This window comes from Aeromonas sp. s12 (assembly GCF_040907925.1).
GTDB classification, from domain to species: domain Bacteria; phylum Pseudomonadota; class Gammaproteobacteria; order Enterobacterales; family Aeromonadaceae; genus Aeromonas; species Aeromonas veronii.
In genome coordinates this window covers 43,293-68,448 of the sequence record NZ_JBFOCT010000004.1, presented here as the reverse complement: position 1 = coordinate 68,448, position 25,156 = coordinate 43,293, and the positions used below count along the sequence as shown (strand labels likewise).

Sequence of the window (25,156 nt, the reverse complement as noted above, 5' to 3'; positions counted from 1 at the left end):
CAAATTGTTAAAGAGCGTCACGCTTGTCGCGTTGAGGAGGCGCATATTACGCTTCTCACTTCGAAAGTCAAGCGATTGTTTTCGCTTTTCTTTCGGCGCCCACTTCGCTAGGAAGCTGGCTCATCAGGTTGGCGTGTTCCGCCGTGCTGGTAGGGGCGCATTATAGAGAGCCGCGCCGGGATGACAAGAGGAAAACTGCAAAAATTGGCACTTTTTACAGATTTCCGGTTCAACCGTTGTTTTATTAAACAAAAGCCCCGCATCGGCGGGGCTGTTTCGGGCAAGAAACCCTGATTTCACATCACGCTGCTACCTTTTCGACCAGAATTCGCGTGCAAAGCTGCGCACCTTTTCCCAATCGGTAAACTCAATGTCCTTACTAGTGTCAGTACTGCCACCGGTAATCTTCATGATCAGCTGGATGATGCGAGTCTGCCACCAGTTATAGCGGGAGTACTGCAGCGCGCCGGCAAACACCCCCAGAGTTTTCGGCTTCCAGGGGGAGAGGCGCAGGAACTTCTTCATATAGGCATTGGTTTGCGGCGTCTGCTTCTCTGGCTTGCGGGCCGTCAGGTTGACACAGAAGAAGGCCGCATTGGCCACCTCCAACTGCTCCTGATGAGCGTGAATAAAGCTGAACAGGCTGGGGTGGAAGTTGCCATAACGGATAGAGGCGCCGATCAAGACCTTGGCATACTTGCTGAGGTTGCACATCGGCAAGGTATGCAGGTCATGCATCACCACTTCGCATCCCGGCATCTGCTCCAGCATGACATCGACTATTTTGCGGGTTTGGCCATCCCGAGAGGAATAAAGTACCAGAATCTTGTCCATAACAACCTCAACTACGCCAGAATGCAGGAGTAAACAGTACCAGAAGCGTGAAAATTTCCAATCGGCCAAACAACATAGCCAACACCAGTACCCACTGGGCCGCCGGTGAGATATTGCCGAAGTTGGCAGAGACTTCTCCCAAACCTGGGCCTACGTTGGTGAAAGCCGCAGCCACAGCGGTGAATGCGGTCACTTCGTTCAGCCCCGTCATCAGCAACAGCAGCATGAACATAAAGAAGAGAATAATATAGGTGGCGAAGTAGCCCCACACCGCCTCGACGATGCGCTCGGGCACCGCCCGATTCCCCAGCTTCAAGGTATAGATGGCTCTGGGGTGAACCAACCGCTTCAACTCACGCATCCCCTGCATGAACAGGATCATAAAACGCATCACCTTGATACCGCCCCCAGTACTGCCCGCGCAACAGCCGATAAAGGCGGAGAACATCAGCAGCATGGGCAGGAACGAGGGCCAATCTGCATAGGTCGTGGTGCTGTAGCCGGTGGTGGTCCCCAGAGAGACCGCCTGGAAAAGACCGTGGTTGAGCGCCTCTTGCCAAGTGGCGTAGTGTCCGTGGGTCAGCAAGGCGACAAAGCAGATCATCACCAGGGTCGCCTGAATGGCCAGGAACACCTTGAGCTCCGAATCATAGAGGTAGCGCCCGAGCCGCACCGGACGGTGAGAGAAGACGGTAAAGTGGAGCGCAAAGTTCACGCTGGCCAGCAGCAGGAACACCACGGTAATCAGGTTGATGACCGGACTGTTGAAGAAACCGATGCTGGCATCGTGAGTGGAGAAGCCACCGACCGACAGAGTCGAGAACGAATGGCACACTGCATCGAACAGCGTCATTCCGGCGAGCCAGTAGGCCAGCGCACAGAGTGCGGTGAGCAGCAGATAGATGAACCAGAGCGCCTTGGCCGTTTCGGCGATGCGCGGCGTCACCTTGGTATCCTTCACTGGCCCCGGGATCTCGGCGCGATAGAGCTGCATGCCCCCGATACCCAGCAGTGGCAGAATGGCCACCGCCAGTACGATGATCCCCATCCCCCCCAGCCACTGCAGCAACTGGCGATAGAACAGAAACGCCTTGGGCAAATTATCGAGCCCGGTCAGTACCGTTGCCCCTGTGGTGGTCAGGCCGGAAAAAGATTCGAAGAAGGCCTCCGAGACCGACATGTCCGGCACGTCGCTCATGATAAAGGGCACAGCCCCCACACTGCCCAGCACGGTCCAGAACAGCACCACGATGAGGAAACCCTCTTTCGAGCGCATCTCCTTCTTGTGATAGCGATTGGGAAACCAGAGCACCACGCCGAGCAGCAGGGCGATCAGAAAAGAGCTGACGAACTCGGCACCACCACCATCCCGATAGCCAAAGGCCACCAGTGCAGGCAACAGCATGGTCGAGCTGAACAGCGCAACCAGCAGGCCAACAATGCGAATAATGCTCAGAATGTGCATTACAGCTCCCTTTCCCCAATTAAAGAGCGATGGATTCTAGCCATCTAAGGGGCTGAGGGATACCCGCCCATGAGTCCGGTCGGTCAATTCACGGTCCACCTGAGCCCAAACCGAGGACTCCCACGCCACCTGCAAGGTGACCTGCTGACCGTAATCGGCCGCCAGCAATTCGCCATTATGGCTACTGATCAGCGACTCGACCGTCCCCATGTCACCGTAATCGCAGTGAATGAGAGAGGGAGTGCGTGGCACCTTGAGCAGGGTGGGCAGTTGCTTGAGGGCGGCACCGACGCCGCCTCCATAGGCTTTGACCAGCCCACCGGTGCCAAGCTGGATGCCGCCGTAGTAACGCACCACCACGGCACAGATTTCACCGAGCCCCGAGCCCATCAACTGGGCCAGGATCGGCTTGCCCGCAGTACCGGAAGGTTCGCCGTCATCGCTGAAGCCATAAACCTGACTATCTTGCGGCGCACCAGCCACAAAGGCCCAGCAGTGGTGGCGAGCGGCCGGATGTTGGCGCTTGATCTCGTTGACCCACCCCTTGGCCGCCTCGACGGTCGGGGTGTGGGCGATCAGGGTAATGAAGCGACTCTTCTTTATCTCTTCGGTCAACTCCAGCGGGGCAGCCGGAATGGAGTACGCTGCCGCCATCAGAGTCCTGCTTGTCTGGTCATGTTCTCCACCCCGTTGGCGTGCAGCACCACGTTGTCTTCGATGCGGATGCCGCCGAACGGACGCAGCGCCTCCACCTTGTTCCAGTTGACCCGCTTGCCCTGTTCACCCTGACGCAGCGGCTCCAGCAAACTGTCGATGAAGTAGAGGCCCGGCTCGATGGTGAACACCTGACCCACCTCCATCACCCGGGTGCAGCGCAGATAGGGGAACAGCTCGGGCGCCGCCAGGTGGGTACCGCGCTCATCCTGCATGAAACCACCCGCATCGTGCACCTGCAAACCGAGGAAGTGGCCGAGGCCGTGAGGGAAGAAGACGTTGGTCACCCCGGTGTTGATCATCTCGTCTACCGACATGTCCACCAGCTCGGTGGCTTGCAGCAGGCGCGCCAGCTTGTGGTGCATCTGCAGGTGCAGCTCGCTGTAGCGGCGTCCCGGTTTGATCTCCTTGATGATCTCCTGCTGCTGCTCGTCGAGGGCAGCAATCAGATCGGCAAACTCGCCACGCCGCCACGCCCAGGTACGGGTGATGTCGGAGGCATAACCGTGGAAATCGACGCCCGCATCGATCAGGAAGGAGTGGCGCTCCGCATCCGGCACCCGCACGGCAGACAAATGAGTGTAGTGAAGGATGGCCGCATTGCGGTTGATGGCGACGATATTGCCGTAGGGCGCCTCATTGGCCCCCTGCCCGACCGCTTTCATATAGGCCAGATTGATCTCGAACTCGCTCGCCCCCGCCATAAAGGAGTCCTTGGCGGCAATATGGCCGCGTACCCCGATCCGGTTCGCCTCGCGCAGACACTCCAGCTCGTAGGGGGTTTTGTAGGCGCGGTGATAGTGCAGGTAGTTGAGCACAGCCTCTGGATTGGGCTGGGTCAGCCCCAGCAGATCGGCCACTTCCAGATGGCCGCCAAGATAGGCCCACTCCTGCTTGTTGGCAGGTAGATGGTCGGCCACCTGTTCCGGTCGGGTCAGGAAACGGATATCAAAGAACTCGACCCAGAAGGCATTGGGCAGATCCGCTACCTTGTGCCAGAAATCCACCGGGCGGTAGAACAGCAATACCGGCTTGTTCACCCCGTCCACCAGCAGCCAGCAGTGGGGATTGTCCAGTACCGGCAACCAGGCCTTGAAGTGCGGGTTTACCTTGAACGGGTAATCCTGATCATCGAGGAAGATGCGGTGGGTCTGGCCGGAGTGGATGGCCAGTCCGCTGAGCCCCTGTTGTTGCAGAATGTCGCGGGTGCGCTGCTGCAAGGTATCGAGGTGCTGGGCAAAAAGTTGGCTGTAGCTGCTCATGGCGTCCTGCTCCGAGGTGAATGTGATTGCAGCATAACATCAAGCGCTTGGCGGCTCGACCCGTCAAGCTGCCGCTTCGTGAGGTAACGCATACGTTACAAACGTGTTTGTTATCAACACAAAACCAATCATTAACAAATCAAAAACAATTCAATACACTGCCGGTAGATACATGAAGTCAGGGATTACTCATGGACAACCTCTGCCTGTGGCAACCGGATCCGCTCGGGATGCAGCAATCCAACCTCTACCGTTTTATGGCGGAGGTGAACCGTTTCCACGGCTTGCAGTTGCAGAACTACCCGCAGCTTTATCAATGGTCGGTGGAGAAGACCACCCGTTTCTGGCCGCTGGTATGGCAGCACTGCGGCGTCAAGGGCGAGCTCGGCAACATAGTGGCGGAGAACCGTCAGGATATGCAGCGCACCCGCTGGTTCCCCGACAGCCGCCTCAACTTCGCCGAAAACCTGCTGCGCCGCCAGGACGAGAGCCCGGCCATCATTTCCCGCATCGAAGGGAGCCCAAGTCGCACTTTGAGCTGGGGTGAACTGGGGGAACAGGTTGCCCGGCTGGCTCAGTGGCTGCGTCATCAGGGGATTGGTCGTGGCGATGTGGTCGCCGCCTATCTGCCCAATATTCCGGAAACCGTGGTTGCCATGCTGGCAACCACCAGCCTCGGGGCGATCTGGACCTCCACCAGCCCCGACTTTGGCGAGGCCAGCGTGGTGGAGCGCTTCGGCCAGACCCGGCCGCGGGTGCTGTTTGCGGTGGATGGCTATCGCTACAACGGCAAAGCTATCGACATTCAACAGAAGGTCGCCAGCGTGGTGAGCCAGATCGGCAGCATCGAGCAAACGGTGATGATCCCCCTGCTCGGCAACCCGCTGCAGCTTGGTCACGACTGGCAGCAAGTGCTGGCGAGCCAGTCGGACGCCAGCCTCCAGTTCGAACCCATGGCCTTCAATGATCCGCTCTATATCCTCTACTCCTCCGGCACCACCGGCAAACCCAAGTGCATCGTGCACGGCATCGGCGGTACCCTGCTGCAACATCTGAAAGAGCACCAGCTGCACTGCGACATCAAGCCGGGGGAGCGGATCTTCTACTTCACCACCTGTGGCTGGATGATGTGGAACTGGCTGGTGAGCGCCCTCGCCTCCGGCGCAACTCTGGTGCTCTATGACGGCTCGCCGTTTTACCCGGATGGCAATGTGCTGTGGGATCTCGCCCGTGACGAGCAGGTCAGCTTGTTCGGCACCTCGGCCAAGTATCTCGATGCGCTGCACAAGCAGGGTTACGCCCCCATCAAGAGCCACGATTTGCCGCACTTGCGGCTGATCTGCAGCACCGGATCCGTGCTGTCGCCGGAGGGGTTCGACTACGTCTACCAGCAGATAAAGCAGGATGTGCAGCTCAGCTCCATTTCCGGTGGCACCGACATCTGCTCCTGCTTCGTCATCGGCAACCCGCTCAGCCCGGTCTATCGCGGCGAGAGCCAGGGGCGTGGCCTCGGCCTCGCGGTGCAGGTATTCAACGAAGCGGGCCAGCCGGTGCAGGGGGAGAAGGGCGAGCTGGTCTGCACCAAGCCGTTCCCGGCCCAGCCCATCTACTTCTGGGGCGACGAAAATGGCGACAAGTACCACGCCGCCTACTTCGAGCGGTTCGACAACATCTGGTGCCACGGCGACTGGATCGAGCTGACCCCGACCGGTGGCATTCTGTTCTACGGCCGCTCCGACGCCACCCTCAACCCGGGCGGCGTGCGCATCGGCACCAGCGAGATTTACCGCTATGTCGAGCAGCTCGACGAGGTGGAGGAGAGCATCGTCATCGGCCAGCAGTGGCAGCAGGACGAACGGGTGGTGCTGTTCGTCAAGCTCAAGGCGGGCTGCAAGCTGGACGAACCGCTGCGCGAGCGGATCCGTCAGCAAATAAAGCAGCACTGCACCGCCCGCCACGTGCCCGCCCGCATCCTGCAGGTGGATGCCATCCCCCGCACCAAGTCCGGCAAGATCGTCGAACTGGCGGTGCGGGAGGTGGTGCACAACAGGCCCGTCAACAATACTCATGCCCTCGCCGATCCCGAGGTGCTGAACCAGTATCGCAACCGGCCGGAACTGGCCAGTTGATAACAAACCCACATCCATCCGAGGCGCCGCAAGGCGCCTCTCTTTTGCCCGTTTTGTGATGAAGAGCTTTTACTCGAGATCTGTTAAACAAATGTTTTAAATAGGTGTTGAAAATGTCTCCTTTTGGATCAATAGTGAGCCTCGCCCCCTGCTGGGGATTAAGGAGCACCACTCCCCACTGAGTGGGAACAAGGAGACACTCTCATGATCTACCAAGGCGAAACCCTTTCGGTCAGCTACCTCGAAAACGGCATCGCCGAGCTGAGGTTTGATGCCCCGGGTTCAGTCAACAAGCTGGATCGCGCTACCCTGCTCTCCCTGAGCGAAGCGATCGCCGCATTACAACAAGAACGTGAACTAAAAGGTCTGATCCTCACCTCCGGCAAAGACGCCTTTATCGTCGGTGCCGACATTACCGAATTCCTGGAACTGTTCGATCTGCCGCAAGAAGATCTGCTCGGCTGGCTGAAAAAGGCCAACGACATCTTCAATGCCATCGAAGATCTGCCGGTTCCGACCCTCTCCGCCATCAAGGGCCACGCTCTGGGCGGCGGCTGCGAGACCATTCTCTCCACCGACTTCCGTCTGGCCGACACCAGCGCCAAAATCGGCCTGCCCGAGACCAAACTCGGCATCATGCCGGGCTTTGGCGGCACCGTCCGTCTGCCGCGGGTGATCGGCGCCGACAACGCGCTCGAGTGGATCACCACCGGTAAGGATTACCGTGCCGATGACGCCCTCAAGGTGGGCGCCATCGACGCCGTGGTCGCCCCGGATGCACTGCAGAGCGCGGCGCTGCAGATGATCAAGGACGCCATCGCGGGCAAGCTGGACTGGCAGAGCCGTCGCGCCGCCAAAAAAGCCCCGCTGCGCCTCTCCAAACTGGAAGCCATGATGAGCTTCACCACCGCCGCCGGCATGGTTGCCGCCGTGGCGGGCAAACACTATCCGGCGCCGATGACAGCAGTGAAAACCGTCGAAGCCGCCGCAGGTATGGGCCGTGACGAGGCACTGGTGGCCGAGGCGCAAGGCTTCATCAAGCTGGCCAAGACCGATGTCGCCAAGGCGCTGGTCGGCATCTTCCTCAACGATCAGCACATCAAGGCGCTGGCCAAGAAGGCGGCCAAACAGGCGAGCAAGGCCACTGGCCACGCCGCCGTATTGGGTGCCGGCATCATGGGGGGCGGCATCGCCTACCAGTCTGCCAGCAAGGGCATTCCGGCGGTGATGAAAGACATCAACGAGAAGGCGCTGGCACTTGGTATGGGCGAAGCCACCAAGCTGCTCAACGGCCAGCTCGAAAAGGGCCGCATCGATGGCATCAAGATGGGCCAGGTACTCTCCGCCATTACCCCGACCCTCAGCTATGACAACGTCAAGCATGTGGATGTGGTGGTCGAAGCCGTGGTCGAGAACCCGAAAGTGAAAGCCGCCGTACTGGGCGAAGTGGAAGGGATCATTGGCGAAGACGCCGTGCTCGCCAGCAACACCTCCACCATTCCCATCTCCCTGCTGGCCAAGGGGCTGAAGCGCCCGCAGAACTTCTGCGGCATGCACTTCTTCAACCCGGTGCACCGCATGCCACTGGTGGAGATCATCCGCGGCGAGCAGACCTCCGATGAAACCATCAACCGCGTGGTGGCCTATGCCGCCGCCATGGGCAAGTCCCCTGTGGTGGTCAACGATTGCCCGGGCTTCTTCGTCAACCGGGTGCTGTTCCCCTACTTCTTCGGCTTCAACAAGCTGGTCGCCGATGGCGCCGACTTCGCCGCCGTCGACAAGGTGATGGAGAAAGAGTTCGGCTGGCCCATGGGCCCCGCTTACCTGCTGGACGTAGTCGGTATCGACACCGGTCACCATGCCGGCGACGTGATGGCGCAGGGTTTCCCGGCACGCATGAGCAAGGAAGGTCGCACCGCCATCGACGTGATGTACGAGGTCAACCGCTTCGGTCAGAAGAACGGCAAGGGCTTCTACGCCTACGAGCAGGACAAGAAGGGCAAGCCGAAGAAGGTGGCTGACGCAGCTAGCTACGAGCTGCTGGCCCCCATTGCCAAGCCGAAACAGGATTTCGACAAGGACGCCATCATAGCCCGCATGATGATCCCGATGATCAACGAGGTGGTGCTCTGTCTGGAAGAGGGCATTGTCGCCACGCCAGCCGAAGCCGACATCGCACTGGTCTACGGTCTGGGCTTCCCTCCCTTCCGCGGCGGCGTGTTCCGCTATCTGGACACTATCGGTCTGGATCGCTACGTGGCCATGGCCGACCAGTATGCCGACTTGGGCCCGCTCTACCGCGTCAGCGACAAGCTGCGTGAGATGGCCGCCCAAGGCAAAACCTTCTACTGATTGCGGAAAGGAGATCCATTCATGAAAGACGTAGTCATTGTCGACTGTATCCGGACCCCGATGGGCCGGTCCAAGGGCGGCGCCTTCCGCAACGTGCGTGCAGAAGATCTGTCCGCGCACCTGATGAAATCCATCCTGCTGCGCAACCCCAACCTCGACCCGAACGAGATCGAGGATATCTACTGGGGCTGCGTGCAGCAGACCCTGGAGCAGGGCTTCAACATCGCCCGCAACGCCGCGCTGCTGGCCGGTATTCCGAAGCAGGTGGGGGCGGTAACCGTCAACCGTCTGTGCGGCTCCAGTATGCAGGCGCTGCACGACGCCTCCCGCGCCATTCAGGTGGGTGATGGGGATATCTTCATCATCGGCGGCGTCGAGCATATGGGTCACGTGCCGATGAGCCACGGCGTTGACTTCCACCCAGGCATGGCCAAGTCGGTGGCGAAAGCCTCCGGCATGATGGGGTTGACCGCCGAGATGCTAGGCAAGCTGCACGGCATCAGCCGTCAGCAGCAGGACGAGTTTGCCGCCCGCTCCCACCGCCGCGCCCACGCCGCCACCGTGGAAGGGCGTTTTGCCAAGGAGATCGTCGGGCTGGAAGGCCACGACGCCAGCGGCGCCCGCTTCTTCTACGACTATGACGAGGTGATCCGCCCGGAGACCACGGTCGAAACCCTGAGCCAACTGCGCCCGGTGTTTGATCCGGTCAACGGCACCGTCACCGCCGGCAGCTCCTCGGCCCTGTCCGATGGCGCCGCCGCCATGCTGGTGATGAGCGCGGATCGCGCCAAGGCCCTCGGCCTCACGCCGCGCGCCAAGGTACGTGCCATGGCCATCGCCGGCTGTGACGCAGCCATCATGGGTTACGGCCCGGTGCCGGCCACCCAGAAGGCTCTCAAGCGTGCCGGTCTGACTGTCGGTGATATCGACCTGTTCGAGCTGAACGAGGCGTTTGCCGCCCAGTCCCTGCCTTGCGTGAAGGATTTGGGTCTGCAGGATCTGGTAGACGAGAAGGTAAACCTGAACGGCGGCGCCATTGCGCTGGGCCACCCGCTCGGCTGCTCCGGTGCCCGCATCTCCACCACCCTCATCAATCTGATGGAGGAGAAGGATGCCACCCTGGGGGTTGCCACCATGTGTATCGGTCTGGGTCAGGGCATCGCCACCGTGTTTGAACGGGTGTGATAACCAGCCGGATCGACGGGATGCACTACTGAGAGTTGTCCCTTTTCGGGGCCAGTCTGACTGGCCCCTTTTCAAGTCTGTGACGATCGCCACACGGGGTGCTCGTCAGTGGTCAGAAGCTGTCTGTTGGCCGTCCCGTTTGGGTCGGCCTTTTTTCGTTTTAATCTTATCAATAGGCTGTTATTGCCTTAAACCTCACATTAGATAGGGGGCTTGCTTGCTTTTTACTCCCCCGACAGGTTCAATCTGCACAAAAAAATGGGTGGATGCACATACATATGTCAATGAGCAAACAACTGCTGATCGTCGATGACGACCAAGAGATCCGCGAGCTGCTCAATGAGTACCTGACCCGGGCGGGCTTTCAGGTATTGACGGCGGCGGAGGGCAACGAGATGCGTCAGCAACTCGCCCAGCACAGCCCGGACCTGATTATTCTGGACATCATGATGCCCGGCGAGGACGGTTTTACCCTCTGCCAGCAGATCCGTCGTGACTCCCAGGTGCCCATCATCATGCTGACCGCCGCCTCCGACGAAGCGGATCGGGTAATCGGTCTGGAACTCGGTGCCGACGACTATATCGCCAAGCCATTCAGCCCCCGCGAACTGCAGGCACGCATCAAGGCGCTGCTGCGCCGCGCCGAATTCCGCCAGCCGGAAAAAGAGAAAGAGCCGAGCCGCCGCCTGCGTTTTGCCGAATGGACCCTCGACACCCTGAGCCACCAGCTGACCCACGATGATGGCAGCCTGCTGGACCTCTCCGGCAGCGACGCCATGCTGCTCGGCATGTTCCTGCAACAGCCCGGCGTGGTGCTGGATCGGGACACCATCTCGGATGCCACCCGCGGCCGCGAAAGCCTGCCGATGGAGCGCGGCATCGACGTACAGATCAGCCGTCTGCGCCAGAAGCTGGGCGACAACGGCAAGAGCCCGCGCATCATCAAGACCATTCGCGGCAGTGGCTACATGCTGATTGCCGAGGTGCACGAGCTGCCATGAGCAACAAGTGGTCCTGGGGGGCGCTGGTGCCCCGCTCCCTGTTGTCACGGATGATCCTGCTGTTGTTGCTGGCCATCCTGCTCTCCCAGACCATTCTGACCGGCATCTGGATGCAGCAGATCCAGAAGCGGGAGCTGGAGGGGATGCTCAGCACCACCCGCAACCTCGCCATGTCTGCCGCTTCCACCGTCAACTTCTTCAAATCCCTGCCGCTGCAGTATCGCCATATCGCGCTGGACCAGCTGCGCAACATGGGGGGCAGCCGCTTCTTCGTCTCACTCAACGAGGAAGAGATACACATCAACGCCATCCCCGACAGCGAACGCAAGACGCAGGTGCTGGAGGAGGTTCAGGGAGTGCTGACTCGCAAGCTCTCCGACGCCATGGCGATCAAGGTGGACTTCTCCCGACCCGATGACCTCCACGTCTTCAACAACGACACCCTGCTGGCGGATCTCCCCTCCTCCTGGGCCCGCTACACCCTGTCGCTGGAGCCGCTCAATCCGCCGGTATTGGTGACACAGATTGAAATTGAAAAGGGGGAGTGGCTCTATCTGGCGGCCCTGCTGCCCGCCCCCTACATGACCCTCGACGATACCGTGATGCCGAGCAATCAGGTGCGTTTCATCGCCCTGATGACGGTGTTCCTCTGCTTCTTCACCTTTATGCTGGTGCGCTGGCAGACCCGCCCGCTACGCCGTCTCGCCAAGGCGGCGGTGAATCTGGGCAAGGATATCGACCAGCCTTCACTCAAGGAGGAAGGAGCATCGGAAATCGTGGCGGCGACCCGCGCCTTCAACATCATGCAGCACCGCATTCGTCGCTATATCGATGATCGGGAACGGCTGTTCAGCTCGATTTCCCACGACCTCAAGACCCCCATCACCCGGCTGCGGCTGCGGGTCGAACTGCTCGACGACGAGGTACAGATCGCCAAGTTCAACAAGGATCTCGACGAGCTGGAGCTGATGGTGAAAGGAGCTTTGCAGACGGTCAAAGAGACCGACATTCACGAGAATATCGAGGAGATCGACATCAACGCCCTGCTTGAGCAGATGGCGGAGTCGATGAACCTGCACGACGAGCGGCTGACCATCGAAGGCCACTGCAAGTGGCCCTACCGCGGCAAACTGCTGGCGCTCAAACGCTGCATCGGCAATCTGGTGGACAACGGCATCAAATATGGCCAGCAGGTGCGCATCATCATCATGGATGACGAGGAGATGCTGATCCTCTTTATCATGGATGAGGGCCCCGGCCTGCCGGACGATCAGTTCGAGCGCATCTTCGAACCCTATTACCGGCTCAGTACCGATCAGGCTGGCACCGGCCTCGGCCTTGGCATCGCCCGCAACATAGCCCACGCCCACGGCGGCGATCTAGTGCTGGAAAACCGTCCGCAAGGTGGCCTGCAGGCCACGCTCTCCCTACCAAGGCAGTAACCTTATGAAGTGGTTGTCTTTTTCTGTCATCGCCCTGCTCTCTGCTCCCGTTGCAGCCTCCCAGGTGGAAGTGCTGCACTGGTGGACATCCGGCGGCGAAGCAAAAGCGGTCGAAGTGCTCAAATCCGAGTGGACCAAACAGGGCAACCAGTGGAACGACTTTGCAGTGCAGGGCGGCGGCGGCAAGAGCGCCATGACGGTATTGAAGAGCCGGGCACTGGCCGCCAACCCGCCCGAAGCGGCCCACCTCAAGGGTTACGAGCTCAAGGAGTGGGCCGGGCTCGGCTTCCTGCGCGATCTCACCCCCATGGCCGAACACCTCGGCTGGTACAGTCAGATGCCGCCCATGGTGCGTGCCACCCTCAGCCAGAATGGTGCCCTGATGGCGGTGCCCACCGGCATCCACCGGGTCAACTGGCTGTGGCTCAACCGCAAGATCTTCGAGCGCAACAAGCTGACTCCGCCCACCAGCTGGGCCCAGTTTGTCACCGTCGCCGACCAGCTTAAAAAACGGGGCATCACCCCGCTCGCCATCGGCAACGAGCCCTGGCAGCTGGCGGTACTGTTTGAAACGGTGGCGCTCGGTGAGGGGGGCAAGGAGTTCTACCGCAAGGCGTTCCTCGAGCAGGACAGCGCCACCCTGACCGGCCCCGACATGGTGCGGGTGCTGACCCGTTTCCAGCAGCTGCGTACCTATGTGCCGCAAAAATACGCCGGTCTGAAGTGGCATCAGGCCACCAATCTGCTGGAGAGCGGTGGCGCCGCCATGCAGGTGATGGGGGACTGGGTGAAGGGTGAACTGAGTGCCGGTAACTACCGGCCGGGTGAGGATATCGCCTGTCTGCCGAGCCCGGGCAGCGCCGGACTGTTCAGCTACAACCTCGACTCCATCGCCATGTTCAAACAGCGGGATCCGGCCCAGCTGCAGGCGCAGGGCGATCTGGCCCAACTGCTGATGACGCCGCAATTCCAGGAGGAGTTCAATCGGGTGAAGGGGTCTATTCCGGCTCTGACCAATCCCGACATGAGCAAGTTCGACCGCTGCGCCGTCCGCTCCTATCAGGATTTCCTGCTGGCGGAAAAGCAGGACAACCTGCTGCCCAGCATGGCGGAAGGGATGGCAACGCCGACCAATATGCGGCAGGCGATCCTCGATGTGCTGAGCAACTTCTTCAACGACCCCAAGGCCAACCCAGAGCAGACGGCGCTGCATCTGGAGCGGGCGATGCGCTCGACCCGCTGATCCGGGTACATTGCCAAACGGCAGAAATGACAAAGGCGGAATTGCTCCGCCTTTGTTGTTGAATCGCCATCCGATTCAGGATTGATCGTTCTCGTCCTCATCCTCGTCATAGTAATCGCTGAGCTCGATCCAGAGCCCCAACCCGACCATCACCATGGAGCCGAACCAGGTACCGGTATTCCCGATCGGGCTGCCCATCACTATCATGGCGAAGGACAAGAACCCCATGCCTGCATAGGCTTGTAATCTGCCGTAGGAGACCTGCATATTCACCTCCTTGTTGAATATGGTTCAATTTTTATATTACTCGTCCGGCGCAAGCTGGATAGGGTTGAATAACATTTCGGTTACATATGCTGGTTAATGGGTCGTTTGTTTGATTATTTTTTAGCCCTGAGTATCATTGGCAGCCGAATAGGTTGAAGGTTGATAATAGATGAGTGATTTATTCTGCGGCGCAACTCATGAGTTGGACGCAATCGGGCTTCGTTGCCCGGAACCCGTTATGATGGTTCGCAAGAAAGTGCGGCTGATGGCGGATGGCGAGACCCTGCTGGTCAGCGCCGACGATCCTTCAACCACCCGCGACATCCCCAGTTTCTGCCGCTTTATGGATCACACCCTGGTCGCCAGCGAGACAGAGCAGGCCCCCTACCGCTATCTGATCCGCAAGGGTCAATAAGCCCCCGTACCGGAGCACTCCATGACAACCATTACCCGAATCGGCACCACCCAGCGTTGGTCAGACGTGGTCATCCACAATGGCACCCTCTACGTGGTGGAAGTACCCGTCAGCGAAGAGGCCGACATCCACCAGCAGACCCGCGAAGTGCTGGCAAGCCTGCAACGCCTGCTGGAAGCCAACGGCTCCGGCGTCGACAAGATCCTGATGGCCAATATCTATCTCAAAGACATTGGTGACATCGCGGCCTTCAACGAACAGTGGGATGCCTGGATTCCGGCAGGCACCGCCCCCGTGCGCGCCTGCGTACAAGCTCGCCTGGCCCACGAAGGCTACAAGGTGGAAGTGCAGCTGACTGCAGCTGTCTAAGAGGCGCTTATCCCCCTCATCCCCGCCCCTTCTCCCACGAGGGGAGAAGGGAGCAAACAACAAGGCGTCATTGCTCGCCACGGCGCCAATAGAAAGGCCCCGCCATTACTGGCGGGGCCTTTTCGTTACCGAAACCTGAGCGACTTAGGCGGTCGGGGTCAGGGTAATGGTCACGCGGCGGTTCTGGGCTTTGCCAGCGGCGGTGCTGTTGGTAGCAACCGGCTGATCCGGGCCCACGCCGGTGGTGGAGATGCGGCTACCTGCAACGCCCTGACCAATCAGCTGGGCGGCAACGGCATCGGCACGATCGCGGGAGAGCTTCATGTTCAGGTCGCGGGAACCGGTACTGTCGGTGTGACCGACCACGTTCAGGCGGGTCTTGTCGAACTCGGCAACCACCATGGCCACGCCGGAGAGGGTGTTGGCACCGGCCGCTTTCAGCTGGGAGCTGGAGCTGTCGAAGGTGACGTTATTCGGCATGTTGAGGATCAGCTCATTGCCATTACGGGTCACGCTGACGCCGGTGCCCTGCAGCTTCTCGCGCAGCTTGGCTTCCTGCACGTCCATGTAGTAGCCGATACCGCCACCCAGCGCCGCGCCGGCAGCAACGCCGGTCAGGATGCCCTTCTTGCGGTCACCCTTGCTGGAAGAGAGCGCACCTACGGCCGCACCGGCAGCGGCGCCAGCCAGCGCGCCCCAGGCACCTTTGGAGGTCTGGGATTCACCTGTGTAGGGGTTGGTGGTACAGCCGCTCAGGGCAACGGTCAGTGCCAGAGCAGGCACCAGGATCTTGGCTCGCATGAAAAAACCTCTGTGAAAACAATCCGGCACCATGCCGGGGGCCGGATTGTAACGCGCTGGCACGCCATTGTCTGACGCAAGCCTGAACAGATGGCGAGAGTGGTGTTTTTTTGGCCAATCGGCGGGCTATCAGCGCGGTAACTGACACTCGGCGTGGCAAGGACAGCTGACCAGATGATCGTTCACCATCCCCACCGCCTGCATAAAGGCGTAACAGATGGTGCTGCCGACGAAGTTGAAGCCGAGCTTCTTGAGCGCTTTCGACATGGCATCCGACTCCGGCGAGGTCGCCGGAATATCGCCGTTGCCCTGCCGCTGGTTGACGATGGGGGTGCCGCCAACAAAGCCCCACAGGTAGTCGGCGAAGTCGATCCCCTGCTCCTGCAACGCCAGATAAGCGCGGGCATTTCTGATGATCGACTGCACCTTGAGCCGGTTGCGGATAATGCCGTTGTCCTGCATCAACCGCTCTACATCCTGCTCGTCGAAACGGGCAATCTGCACCGGATCAAAGTCGGCATAGGCGCGGTAGTAGCTCTCGGTACGCTTGAGGATGGTGATCCACGACAGCCCAGCCTGCTGGCCGTCGAGGCAGAGCTTGGCAAACAGCTCGCGGGCGTCATAGACCGGCCTGCCCCACTGTTTGTCATGGTATTCAATGTATTCCGGGTCTTTGGTCACCCAGGCGCAGCGCAGTTCCATTTCCTCTCCCTCGTTATTTCAGCGGTTTGCCCGACCCTGCCCACTCTGCAGGCGGCACTGCTCACATCATATACCGGACATCCCGCCCGACCAGCCACAGCGCAGCACCATCCCGCGAATCCGCTGCAATTTCGCCTATTATCCGACCATGCCAGACGGTATACTCCCTCGGTTCACATTCAGCAAATCTTGCTCTGATTTTCACTTCGCGCGAAAAAAATTATGCAAAAATTCGATGTCAAAACCTTTCAGGGCCTGATCCTGCAGCTGCAGGACTATTGGTCCCGCCAGGGCTGTACCATCATTCAGCCGCTGGATATGGAAGTGGGTGCCGGTACTTCCCACCCCATGACCTGTCTGCGTGCCCTGGGCCCGGAGCCCATCGCCTGCGCTTACGTGCAACCGTCCCGCCGTCCGACCGACGGCCGCTACGGTGAAAACCCGAACCGCCTGCAGCACTACTACCAGTTCCAGGTGATCATCAAGCCTTCCCCCGACAACATTCAGGAACTCTATCTGGGCTCCCTGAAAGAGCTGGGCATGGATCCTGAAATCCACGACATCCGCTTCGTGGAAGACAACTGGGAAAACCCGACGCTGGGTGCCTGGGGTCTGGGTTGGGAAGTGTGGCTGAACGGCATGGAAGTGACCCAGTTCACCTACTTCCAGCAGGTTGGCGGCCTCGAGTGCAAGCCGGTCACCGGCGAGATCACCTACGGTCTCGAGCGTCTGGCCATGTACATTCAGGGCGTGGACAGCGTCTACGATCTGGTCTGGTCTGACGGCCCGCTGGGCAAGACCACCTACGGCGACGTGTTCCACCAGAACGAAGTGGAGCAATCCACCTACAACTTCGAACACGCCGATGTGGAGTTCCTGTTCCACTGCTTCGAGCAGTACGAGAAGGAAGCCCAGAACCTGCTGGCACTGGAAAAACCGCTGCCGCTGCCTGCCTACGAGCGCATCCTGAAAGCCGCTCACTCCTTCAACCTGCTGGATGCCCGCAAGGCCATCTCGGTCACCGAGCGTCAGCGCTACATCCTGCGCATTCGCACCCTGACCAAGGCCGTGGCAGAGGCATACTACGCCTCCCGCGAAGCGCTGGGCTTCCCGATGTGTCAGCGCAGTGAGAACAAGCAAGGTTAAGGAACGGACATGGCACAACATACATTTCTGGTAGAGATCGGTACTGCTGAGCTGCCGCCCAAAGCCCTGCGCTCCCTGGCCGAAGCCTTTGCCGACAACTTCAAAGCCGAACTGACCAAGGCCGATCTGGCCTTCGGCGACGTCGAGTGGTTTGCCTCACCGCGCCGTCTGGCGCTGAAGGTGAGCGAGCTGGCTGGCGAACAGCCGAGCAAGAGCGTCGAGAAGCGCGGCCCGGCCGTGGCGCAGGCGTTCGATGCCGAAGGCAAGCCGACCAAGGCCGCCGAAGGCTGGGCCCGTGGCAACGGCATCACCGTTGAGCAGGCCGAGCGTCTGGTCACCGACAAGGGCGAGTGGCTGGTTCACACCGCCAAGGTCGAAGGCCGTCCGGCCAAAGAGTTGCTGGGCGAACTGGTTAGCCAGGCGCTGGCCAAGCTGCCGATCCCGAAAATGATGCGCTGGGGCGACAAGACCATCCAGTTCGTGCGTCCGGTCTTTACCGTGACCCTGCTGCTGGATGGCGAGCTGGTTCCCGCTCACATTCTGGGTATCGACTCTGCCCGCATCCTTCGCGGCCACCGCTTTATGGGCGAGAGCGAATTCACCATCGACAACGCCAGCCAGTACCCGCAGATCCTGCAGGAGCGCGGCATGGTGATTGCCGACTTCATGGCGCGCAAGGCCAAGATCAAGGCTGACGTCGAAGCGGCCGCTGCCGCTTTCGGTGGCGTAGCCGATCTGGACGACGCCCTGCTGGAGGAGGTCACCGCACTGGTCGAGTGGCCTGTGGTGCTGACCGCCAACTTCGAAGAGAAGTTCCTGGCCGTTCCGGCTGAAGCGCTGGTGCACACCATGAAGGGTGACCAGAAGTACTTCCCGGTCTACGACAAGAACGGCAAGCTGCTGCCGAAGTTCATCTTCGTCACCAACATCGAGTCCAAAGACCCGAGCCAGATCATCAGCGGCAACGAGAAGGTGGTTCGCCCCCGTCTCTCTGACGCCGAGTTCTTCTTCAAGACCGACCTCAAGCAGACTCTGGCCTCCCGCCTGCCGCGCCTTGAAACCGTGCTGTTCCAGCAACAGCTCGGCACCGTCAAGGCCAAGGTCGAGCGCATCGAGACCGTCGCCGGCTTTATCGCCGAGCGTATCGGCGCCGACGTGGCTCAGGCCAAGCGTGCCGGCCTGCTCTCCAAGTGTGATCTGATGACCAACATGGTCGGCGAGTTCACCGACACCCAGGGTGTCATGGGGATGCACTACGCCCGTCACGATGGCGAAGACGAAGCAGTGGCCGTGGCCCTCAACGAGCAGTACATGCCGCGCTTTGCCGGTGATGCCCTGCCGTCCGGTCTGGTTGCCTGCGCCGTCGCGCTGGCTGACAAGTTCGACACCTTGGCTGGTATCTTCGGCATCGGCATGCTGCCCAAGGGTGACAAGGACCCGTTCGCCCTGCGTCGCGCCGCCATCGGTGCCCTGCGCATCATGACCGAGAAGCAGCTGGATCTGGATCTGGTTGAACTCGTTGAAGAAGCGGTACGCGTCTACGGCGACAAGCTGACCAACAAAACCGTCGTTACCGACGTAGTCGACTTTATGCTGGGCCGCTTCCGCGCTGCCTATAAGGACGAAGGCATCGGTGCCGACGTGGTGCTGGCCGTACTGGCCCGCCGCCCGACCCGTCCGCTCGACTTCGATCGTCGCGTCAAGGCCGTCAGCCACTTCCGCACGCTGGATGCCGCCCTGGCACTGGCTGCCGCCAACAAGCGCGTGAGCAACATTCTGGCCAAGGTCGAAGGCGAACTGCCGACTGCCGTCAAACCGGAACTGCTGGTCGATGCCGCCGAGAAGGCGCTGGCCACCCAGGTTGCCGAACTGCAAGCCGAACTGGCCCCGCTGTTCGCTGCCGGTGACTATCAGGCTGCCCTCACCCGTCTGGCCGCCCTGCGCGAGCCGGTCGACACCTTCTTCAACGAAGTGATGGTGATGGCCGACGACGAGGCCCTCAAGGCCAACCGTCTGGCGCTGCTGAACAACCTGCGCAACCTGTTCCTGCAAGTCGCGGATATCTCGCTGCTGCAGTGATTAGGGTTGAGTAAGTGATATTAAAAACGGCACCTCTTGGTGCCGTTTTTATAAAACAAACGGAGATGAACAAAAAAAAATTTTAACTCCATCTACCCCATATGAAGTTAATAATATCAATCAAACTTTATAATACTAGCTATCTATTGGTCGATAAGTACATTGACTGAGATCAGCAAGTTCTTTCTTCGTACTTTGTGGCGTTGGATTAAAACTGGCCATCATTTTGTCATTGACATATATATCGAAGTTACTTGCAGTGTTAATGACATGGATAAATTGCTCCCATGCAATGTCCCCACTTCTGAACCCAACGCCTTCTGGGATAAGGTATGAATTCCCATCAACAACAATCTCCACTTTATTGTTAGATGATGGAGATAAATCATTTCCATTTCCTAGTCTAAAGCTAGCCGATGTTTTTTCACCTGTTTCTGTATAACCAAGATCACACATAATGGTGAACTCATCCCCTGATTCATTGTTAATGTTAAGCGCTAAAAAGCCCTGTCCAAATTCGCCTTTCCATATATTAGGAACTGCATATGCAGGGGAAATAATCAAAATTGCGGTCATTAAAAGCACTGAGAACCGAACCATTACATAGCTCCTTCTAAAATGGTTAACTCTAATAGCTGCAGATGAGGTATCATCTATTGCTATTAAACACGGAGAGACAAAAAAATCAATTATATAATTAAAAAACATTGAACTGATCCACACTAACTCGTAGGTTAAATTAGTAGCCGAGCGTAATATGACGTTTACGTTGTCGTAATCATGAAAAAGTAAACTCTTGATCAAGAACACATTAAAACTATATTAGCCTTCCTTTTTACAAAGCCAGCAGTAAAATGTTTTTCTAGCGACTAAAAATACATGCTGCTTAAATGAAATTAACTAGCGAGGCTTATTTTTATGGCAAGATATTTTGACTTTTCAAATGATGAATATGAATTTTACAGCTTGGGGGATCTAAGAGAAATCTGGCAAAAACTTCCTAATCAGATGCAATAAATGCCGTTGCAGAAGCACATCAATACTATGATTTCCTAAATGATATGATCGTTGGAAGAGTTCAAAGTTGGTCACACCCATTAGCCCAAAGAGAAACTTGGCTCACCCCATCTAAACTAGTATTGTCTGCACGAGCAGGAGCCATTTCCAGTTGTATTTCTGTTGATTCATCAATTATTGAATGCGCAATGAGATCGCATGCTGAGAATAGAAAAATCAGATCTTTAATGAAAAAACACCCCAAACATAGAACCTTCGGCACAGTTGTTCACTCGTGGAAAAATCATGGTGTTTTCTCAAATGAAATTTCTGGTGTAGTGGCAGATTTAGACCGTCTCCTAGTAAAAAGAAATAACATTCACCTTTACGCAAGTTTTGGTGAGTCATGGGAAGATAAAGTTAATCAGGAGCCCCAAATTCTTGATTCAATTGAAAGGCTATTCAACTTCTTCCAAAATCTGGATCCTGTTAATCCGTAATTATTTATTAGCCGGTAGACGTAATTGGATGTTTGCATAAATTAATTATCCAGCCATAACGACCAGCCGAATCTCCCCTCCGGCTGGCCGATCCTGCTTCACGGCAACAACCGTAATCAAAGCCTATCGTTCGTCCGATTACGCTGCGCTAATCGAACCTACGGGGCGACGGAGGCCTGCGGAGTATGCTGCTTGGTATTGATCTGTCATTGTCGAATCCATCATGGCCCCGGCTTTCCCGTGCAATCAGCTCCCCACCCCCTGCCCAATCCAAGGAATTACCTCTGCAGGGGGAGATGAGCTGTTATCATTTGAGTCAGTCCCCAGCGCCGCCACGCCCCGAGAGGAGAGTCATGGATATACCTGCCGCCCCGTCCCCCGCCATCTGCCAGCTGTGTCAGGAGAAAGCAGATCTCGACTTCGACTTCACCATGGCCTTTCAGCCCATCATCGATTGCAGCCAGCGCACCATCTTCGGCTACGAGGCGCTGGTGCGGGGGCTCAACAACGAGCCGGCGCAGAGCGTGATTGCCCGGGTCAACGATGGCAATCGCTACCGCTTCGACCAGCTGTGCCGGATCAAGGCCATCGCACTGGCCGCCCGGCTCGATATGCGGGGCATGCTCAGCATCAACTTTCTGCCCAATGCGGTCTACCGCCCGGAGCGCTGCATCCGCACCACCCTGCAGGCAGCCCGCGAGCACCACTTCCCCATCGAGCAGATCATGTTCGAGCTGACCGAGGTGGAGCAGGTGCAGGATAGCCAGCATCTCCGCAGTATCGTCGATCACTATCAGGCGCTCGGCTTCAAAACGGCGATCGATGACTTTGGCGCCGGTTACTCGGGCCTCAACCTGCTGGCCGATTTTCGCCCCGACATCGTCAAGCTCGATATGCACCTGCTGCGGGGCATCGACCATGACCCGACCCGGCAAGCCATAGTGCGCCACTGTCTGGCACTGTTTGCGGAGCTGAAGATCACCCCGCTGGCGGAGGGGATCGAGACCCGCGAAGAGATGGCCTGCCTGCAGGAGATGGGCGTCAGTCTGATGCAGGGCTATCTGTTTGCCCGCCCCGGCTTCGAAACCCTGCCCGAGGTGGATTTCGCCAGCCTGTAAGCCATATCAACCGCGGCTGCGCAAACATCCGGCTCCATAGCGCTGGATGACAAGCGGTTTAGCCTGCGCCACTGCTATGATGCTGGCACCTCTTCATCAACGACCGAGATATCATGAAACGCAAAACCATGGCCCTGCTGCTGGGCACCCATCTGCTGGTCGCGGCGGCAGGCTTTGCCGCCGGTGTCTACACCCTGCCGATCCTGATCGCGCCACCCGCACCTGATACCGAGCAGGTAGCGGCCAGCCAGCAGCAAGCGAGATTCCACGGCACCTTTCGCCGGGATCTGAAAGACAGCGATCGGCTGCATTGGGGGGAAGGCAAGGTGAGCATAGGGCCGGATGCCGTCAGCCTGATGGGCAAGCTGGCCCCCGGGCCGGACTACCAGCTCTACCTCTCCCCCGAGTTTGTCGAGACCGAAGCCGATTTTGCCCGCCTCAAGGATCAGATGGTGCGAGTCGGGCCGGTGAAGACCTTCGACAACTTTATCGTGCCGCTGCCCGCCACGATCGATCCGGCCCGCTACAGCAGCGTGATCGTCTGGTGTGAAACCTTCGGCCAGTTCATCACCGCCGCCCGTTATCAGGATCTGCGTCCGGAACAGTAACCTCGCCCCAGACCCGCACCATGAAAAAGGGCTGACATCGCTGTCAGCCCTTTGGCTATCCGATCCGCTCGTCATTAACGCTCCGGCTTGGTCATCTCCTGCAGCAGCTGATCGATGCAGCCCACTACCTGCTCTGAGTTCTGCTCGATCTCGCGGTAGAGCGCCTCCGCCTCTTCATGCTTGTGCTGATTTTTCAGCTCGATAATCTGCTGGATCACCTGATGCAGCCTGGCATGCGGGGCGGCCATCGCCCTGAAGGCGGGTTGATCGCCGCAGCATGTCTGCCCTTCGCTGAAGTACCAGTGACCAAGGCGGCACTCCTTGTCACTGACCGCCTCGCTGCGCGACAGCCCCTCCTGCCCATCCAGATAGGCTCGGACACGGGTCTTCCAGCCCATGTGAGCGGCACGGGCGCGACTCAGCACCATCCGCACGTTGGAGCCATCCTGGAACTGCCCGGCCAGATCCCCCAGCTTGTCCACCAGGGTCGCCACATGGCTGGCGATATGGGCGGTATCCCGCGCCACCAGCGTGGTGGCCTGGGAGATCTCGTGGACGCTGACGATATTGCGGGTGATCTCGTCGCTCACCGAGGATTGCTCCTCTGAAGCGGCAGCGATCTGGGTGTTCATGTCGCGAATGCTGTTGACCGCCCCCTTGATCCGGCCGAGAGCTTCTCCCGCCTGATTGGCCCGCTCCACCGACGCCCCCGCTCGCGAGACGCTGTGTTCGATCATGGTCACCGTGGTGCCCACCGCCCGTTGCAACTGCTCGATGGTACCGCGGATCTCGGCGGTGGAGTGCTGGGTGCGCCCGGCCAGCGAGCGCACTTCGTCGGCCACCACCGCAAAACCACGACCCTGTTCACCGGCCCGGGCCGCCTCGATAGCGGCGTTGAGGGCCAGCAGGTTGGTCTGCTCGGCGATGGACTGGATCACCGCCAGCACAGAGCCAATCTGCTCGCTGGCCTTGGCGACCTCTTTCACCGTGTTGCCCGCGCTGGCGATCTCCTCCGCCAGCTGTTCGATCATGTTGACGCTCTGCTGCACCACTTCATCACCGGTGACCGCCTGATTGTCCGCTTCGTTGGCCGCTTCGGCCGCCTGTGCCGTGTTGTTGGCCACCTCGTGTACCGTGCTGGTCATCTCGGTCATGGCGGTGGCGAGCTGGGTGGTCTGCTCCTGCTGGCGCGTCATGCTGCCAAGGTTGCCCGCCGCACTGCGCGACAGCCGCTCGCTCTCGCCAGCCAGTTCGCCCAGAGTGGTGGTGAGCTGGCTGATGGTGTCGCGGATCTTGGCAACAAAGCCATTGAACGCCGACCCAAGGCGGCGGATCTCCTCCGGCCCCGCCACCGGCAGCTTGCTGCCGAGATCGCCGGAGCCATTGGCCAGCGCCTCCAGCGCCTTGACGCTGTCGAGCAGCGGACGGCTAAGACGCGCCAGCAGCAGCACCAGCGCCACCGCAATCAGAGCGGTGCCAAGTAGCGCGATCATTACCATCTGCCAGCTCTGGCGTACCAGCGCGGCTTCAACCTCACTGTGATCACGCGCCAACTCGATCACCCCGACCGCCTTGCCGGAGAAGTCGCGCAACGGTGCCGCCATCACCAGAAAATCGCTCCCCTGCTGCTTGATGGTGGTGAAGCGGCTCTCTCCCGCCAATACCTCCTGATACCAGTCCACCGACTCACCAAGCATGGAGGTACCAGTCAGCATAACGGGTTTGCCCTGTTCAAACAGATAGATGGCAAGGCGACTGTCCTTGCCCAGCAGATCGGCAAACAGCGAGGTGTCGAGGGCGCGGCCAAACTCCACCGAGCCGACCGACTGGCCATTGAAAGTGACCGGCACCACGCCGCGGATCCCGGTGCCACCCTGACCGGTCTCCAACCCGCCGACCGGTTGATGATTGCGGTTCACCTCGACCACAGCCAACCGTGTAGTAGAGAGGTCGTCGCCATGATTTGCGGGCTTGTGTACCCGATAAAGGGAAGTAGCCGGGGGAATGTGAAAGTGAAACTGCTGGATCCCCTGCGCCTTGAGGGCGGGCCAGAGCAGATCAAACAGATTGGCGAGGGTCTGCCAATCCTTGTCGGCCACAGCCCTGGCTGCATCCGGCCGCTGGGCGATCAGGGTTGCCGCCAGCACGGTTTCATGGCTGGTGTTTTTGATCACCGCTTCCACGTTCTGGAGCTGGCTCCGCAGTGCAGCCTGCTCGGCCGCGAGCGCCCGCTGGCGATTTTCAAACAGATTAAAGGTAAGCAGCACCACGGCGAGCAATACGATGCCGCCGATTGCCAGCAGCGTGATCTGGTGACCCAGCTTGCGAGGGGGGAACATAAGACACCATCCTTGACAGTCATACCCAACCTACAGGATGGAACGGTTAAGTCGGGAGTCCATCAGAACTTAACCCTTTGTTGATATTGATCAAACGATTAACAAGCAAAATGCGAGGCAGCTCAAACGGGGGGAATATTCACTCACAAGGCCGAGATCGGCACTGCGAGCCACAGGTTGAAAGTAACC

22 protein-coding genes are annotated in these 25,156 nt (G+C 59.1%); 13 read left to right on the top strand and 9 right to left on the bottom strand.

Annotated features, from left to right (window positions below; translation table 11 throughout):
* Window positions 1-309: 309 nt before the first annotated feature.
* From hemG to pepQ, 4 genes are read right to left on the bottom strand one after another with little or no spacing between them, the layout of a single operon-like run.
* Entirely contained in the window at window positions 310-834 is a 525-nt protein-coding gene (gene hemG / locus AB5Y67_RS00880; protein WP_005339483.1) for a menaquinone-dependent protoporphyrinogen IX dehydrogenase, read from the bottom strand.
* A gap of 7 nt (window positions 835-841) precedes the next feature.
* Window positions 842-2,299, bottom strand: coding sequence for a TrkH family potassium uptake protein (locus AB5Y67_RS00875; RefSeq protein WP_005339482.1), 1,458 nt, complete (start codon window positions 2,297-2,299; stop codon window positions 842-844).
* A 36-nt stretch (window positions 2,300-2,335) separates the two neighbouring features.
* Window positions 2,336-2,953: a YigZ family protein gene (locus AB5Y67_RS00870; RefSeq protein WP_040069890.1), complete on the bottom strand. Its 618-nt coding sequence runs from the start codon at window positions 2,951-2,953 to the stop codon at window positions 2,336-2,338.
* Window positions 2,953-4,275 (bottom strand): Xaa-Pro dipeptidase, encoded by a 1,323-nt coding sequence (gene pepQ / locus AB5Y67_RS00865; RefSeq protein ID WP_325794135.1) that lies wholly within the window; start codon window positions 4,273-4,275, stop codon window positions 2,953-2,955. Before pepQ ends, AB5Y67_RS00870 begins: the two co-directional genes overlap by 1 nt.
* A gap of 191 nt (window positions 4,276-4,466) precedes the next feature.
* On the opposite strand from pepQ, the gene AB5Y67_RS00860 reads away from it, so the two are divergent.
* The 6 genes from AB5Y67_RS00860 to AB5Y67_RS00835 all read left to right on the top strand — a co-directional run bounded on the left by AB5Y67_RS00860 (window position 4,467) and on the right by AB5Y67_RS00835 (window position 13,627).
* Window positions 4,467-6,404 (top strand): acetoacetate--CoA ligase, encoded by a 1,938-nt coding sequence (locus tag AB5Y67_RS00860; RefSeq protein WP_325794133.1) that lies wholly within the window; start codon window positions 4,467-4,469, stop codon window positions 6,402-6,404.
* Between the two features lie 204 nt (window positions 6,405-6,608).
* Window positions 6,609-8,756 carry a fatty acid oxidation complex subunit alpha FadB gene (gene fadB, locus AB5Y67_RS00855; RefSeq protein WP_199428651.1) on the top strand — a complete coding sequence of 716 codons (2,148 nt, stop codon included), beginning with the start codon at window positions 6,609-6,611 and terminating at the stop codon, window positions 8,754-8,756.
* Entirely contained in the window at window positions 8,757-9,941 is a 1,185-nt protein-coding gene (fadA, locus tag AB5Y67_RS00850; RefSeq protein WP_198868326.1) for an acetyl-CoA C-acyltransferase FadA, read from the top strand. It begins immediately after the preceding gene.
* Between the two features lie 278 nt (window positions 9,942-10,219).
* Window positions 10,220-10,942 carry a response regulator gene (locus AB5Y67_RS00845; RefSeq protein ID WP_005339475.1) on the top strand — a complete coding sequence of 241 codons (723 nt, stop codon included), beginning with the start codon at window positions 10,220-10,222 and terminating at the stop codon, window positions 10,940-10,942.
* Window positions 10,939-12,384 carry an ATP-binding protein gene (locus AB5Y67_RS00840; protein ID WP_069528615.1) on the top strand — a complete coding sequence of 482 codons (1,446 nt, stop codon included), beginning with the start codon at window positions 10,939-10,941 and terminating at the stop codon, window positions 12,382-12,384. The genes AB5Y67_RS00845 and AB5Y67_RS00840 overlap by 4 nt, the downstream gene beginning before the upstream one ends.
* A gap of 4 nt (window positions 12,385-12,388) precedes the next feature.
* Window positions 12,389-13,627 (top strand): ABC transporter substrate-binding protein, encoded by a 1,239-nt coding sequence (locus AB5Y67_RS00835; RefSeq protein ID WP_139440682.1) that lies wholly within the window; start codon window positions 12,389-12,391, stop codon window positions 13,625-13,627.
* Window positions 13,628-13,702: 75 nt separating this feature from the next.
* Here AB5Y67_RS00835 and AB5Y67_RS00830 read toward each other — a convergent pair whose 3' ends face one another.
* On the bottom strand, window positions 13,703-13,894 hold the full coding sequence (locus tag AB5Y67_RS00830) for a hypothetical protein (RefSeq protein ID WP_005339471.1): 192 nt from the start codon (window positions 13,892-13,894) through the stop codon (window positions 13,703-13,705).
* A gap of 169 nt (window positions 13,895-14,063) precedes the next feature.
* Between AB5Y67_RS00830 and tusA the strand changes: the two genes are divergently transcribed.
* On the top strand, window positions 14,064-14,309 hold the full coding sequence (gene tusA / locus AB5Y67_RS00825; protein ID WP_005339470.1) for a sulfurtransferase TusA: 246 nt from the start codon (window positions 14,064-14,066) through the stop codon (window positions 14,307-14,309).
* Window positions 14,310-14,330: 21 nt separating this feature from the next.
* On the top strand, window positions 14,331-14,678 hold the full coding sequence (locus tag AB5Y67_RS00820) for a RidA family protein (protein ID WP_021229265.1): 348 nt from the start codon (window positions 14,331-14,333) through the stop codon (window positions 14,676-14,678).
* 144 nt (window positions 14,679-14,822) lie between these two features.
* On the opposite strand, the gene AB5Y67_RS00815 is transcribed toward AB5Y67_RS00820, so the two are convergent.
* Both AB5Y67_RS00815 and AB5Y67_RS00810 read right to left on the bottom strand, forming a co-directional pair.
* Window positions 14,823-15,479 carry an OmpA family lipoprotein gene (locus AB5Y67_RS00815; protein WP_005339468.1) on the bottom strand — a complete coding sequence of 219 codons (657 nt, stop codon included), beginning with the start codon at window positions 15,477-15,479 and terminating at the stop codon, window positions 14,823-14,825.
* A gap of 129 nt (window positions 15,480-15,608) precedes the next feature.
* Window positions 15,609-16,181, bottom strand: a complete 573-nt coding sequence (locus AB5Y67_RS00810) for a DNA-3-methyladenine glycosylase I (RefSeq protein WP_139477533.1) — start codon at window positions 16,179-16,181, stop codon at window positions 15,609-15,611.
* 222 nt (window positions 16,182-16,403) lie between these two features.
* Between AB5Y67_RS00810 and glyQ the strand changes: the two genes are divergently transcribed.
* Both glyQ and glyS read left to right on the top strand, forming a co-directional pair.
* Window positions 16,404-17,327: a glycine--tRNA ligase subunit alpha gene (glyQ, locus tag AB5Y67_RS00805; protein ID WP_005339464.1), complete on the top strand. Its 924-nt coding sequence runs from the start codon at window positions 16,404-16,406 to the stop codon at window positions 17,325-17,327.
* Between the two features lie 9 nt (window positions 17,328-17,336).
* Complete coding sequence (glyS, locus tag AB5Y67_RS00800; RefSeq protein WP_368207558.1) at window positions 17,337-19,406, top strand: glycine--tRNA ligase subunit beta; 2,070 nt, start codon at window positions 17,337-17,339, stop codon at window positions 19,404-19,406.
* Between the two features lie 135 nt (window positions 19,407-19,541).
* Here glyS and AB5Y67_RS00795 read toward each other — a convergent pair whose 3' ends face one another.
* Window positions 19,542-20,006 carry a hypothetical protein gene (locus AB5Y67_RS00795; protein ID WP_199428769.1) on the bottom strand — a complete coding sequence of 155 codons (465 nt, stop codon included), beginning with the start codon at window positions 20,004-20,006 and terminating at the stop codon, window positions 19,542-19,544.
* 644 nt (window positions 20,007-20,650) lie between these two features.
* Between AB5Y67_RS00795 and AB5Y67_RS00790 the strand changes: the two genes are divergently transcribed.
* From AB5Y67_RS00790 to AB5Y67_RS00780, 3 genes are all read left to right on the top strand, one after another.
* Window positions 20,651-20,902, top strand: a complete 252-nt coding sequence (locus tag AB5Y67_RS00790; protein ID WP_199428768.1) for a hypothetical protein — start codon at window positions 20,651-20,653, stop codon at window positions 20,900-20,902.
* A 353-nt stretch (window positions 20,903-21,255) separates the two neighbouring features.
* Window positions 21,256-22,020 (top strand): EAL domain-containing protein, encoded by a 765-nt coding sequence (locus AB5Y67_RS00785; protein WP_199428767.1) that lies wholly within the window; start codon window positions 21,256-21,258, stop codon window positions 22,018-22,020.
* A 113-nt stretch (window positions 22,021-22,133) separates the two neighbouring features.
* On the top strand, window positions 22,134-22,628 hold the full coding sequence (locus AB5Y67_RS00780; RefSeq protein WP_040069868.1) for a DM13 domain-containing protein: 495 nt from the start codon (window positions 22,134-22,136) through the stop codon (window positions 22,626-22,628).
* Window positions 22,629-22,702: 74 nt separating this feature from the next.
* On the opposite strand, the gene AB5Y67_RS00775 is transcribed toward AB5Y67_RS00780, so the two are convergent.
* Window positions 22,703-24,967, bottom strand: coding sequence for a methyl-accepting chemotaxis protein (locus AB5Y67_RS00775; protein ID WP_325794127.1), 2,265 nt, complete (start codon window positions 24,965-24,967; stop codon window positions 22,703-22,705).
* Between the last annotated feature and the right edge of the window lie 189 nt (window positions 24,968-25,156).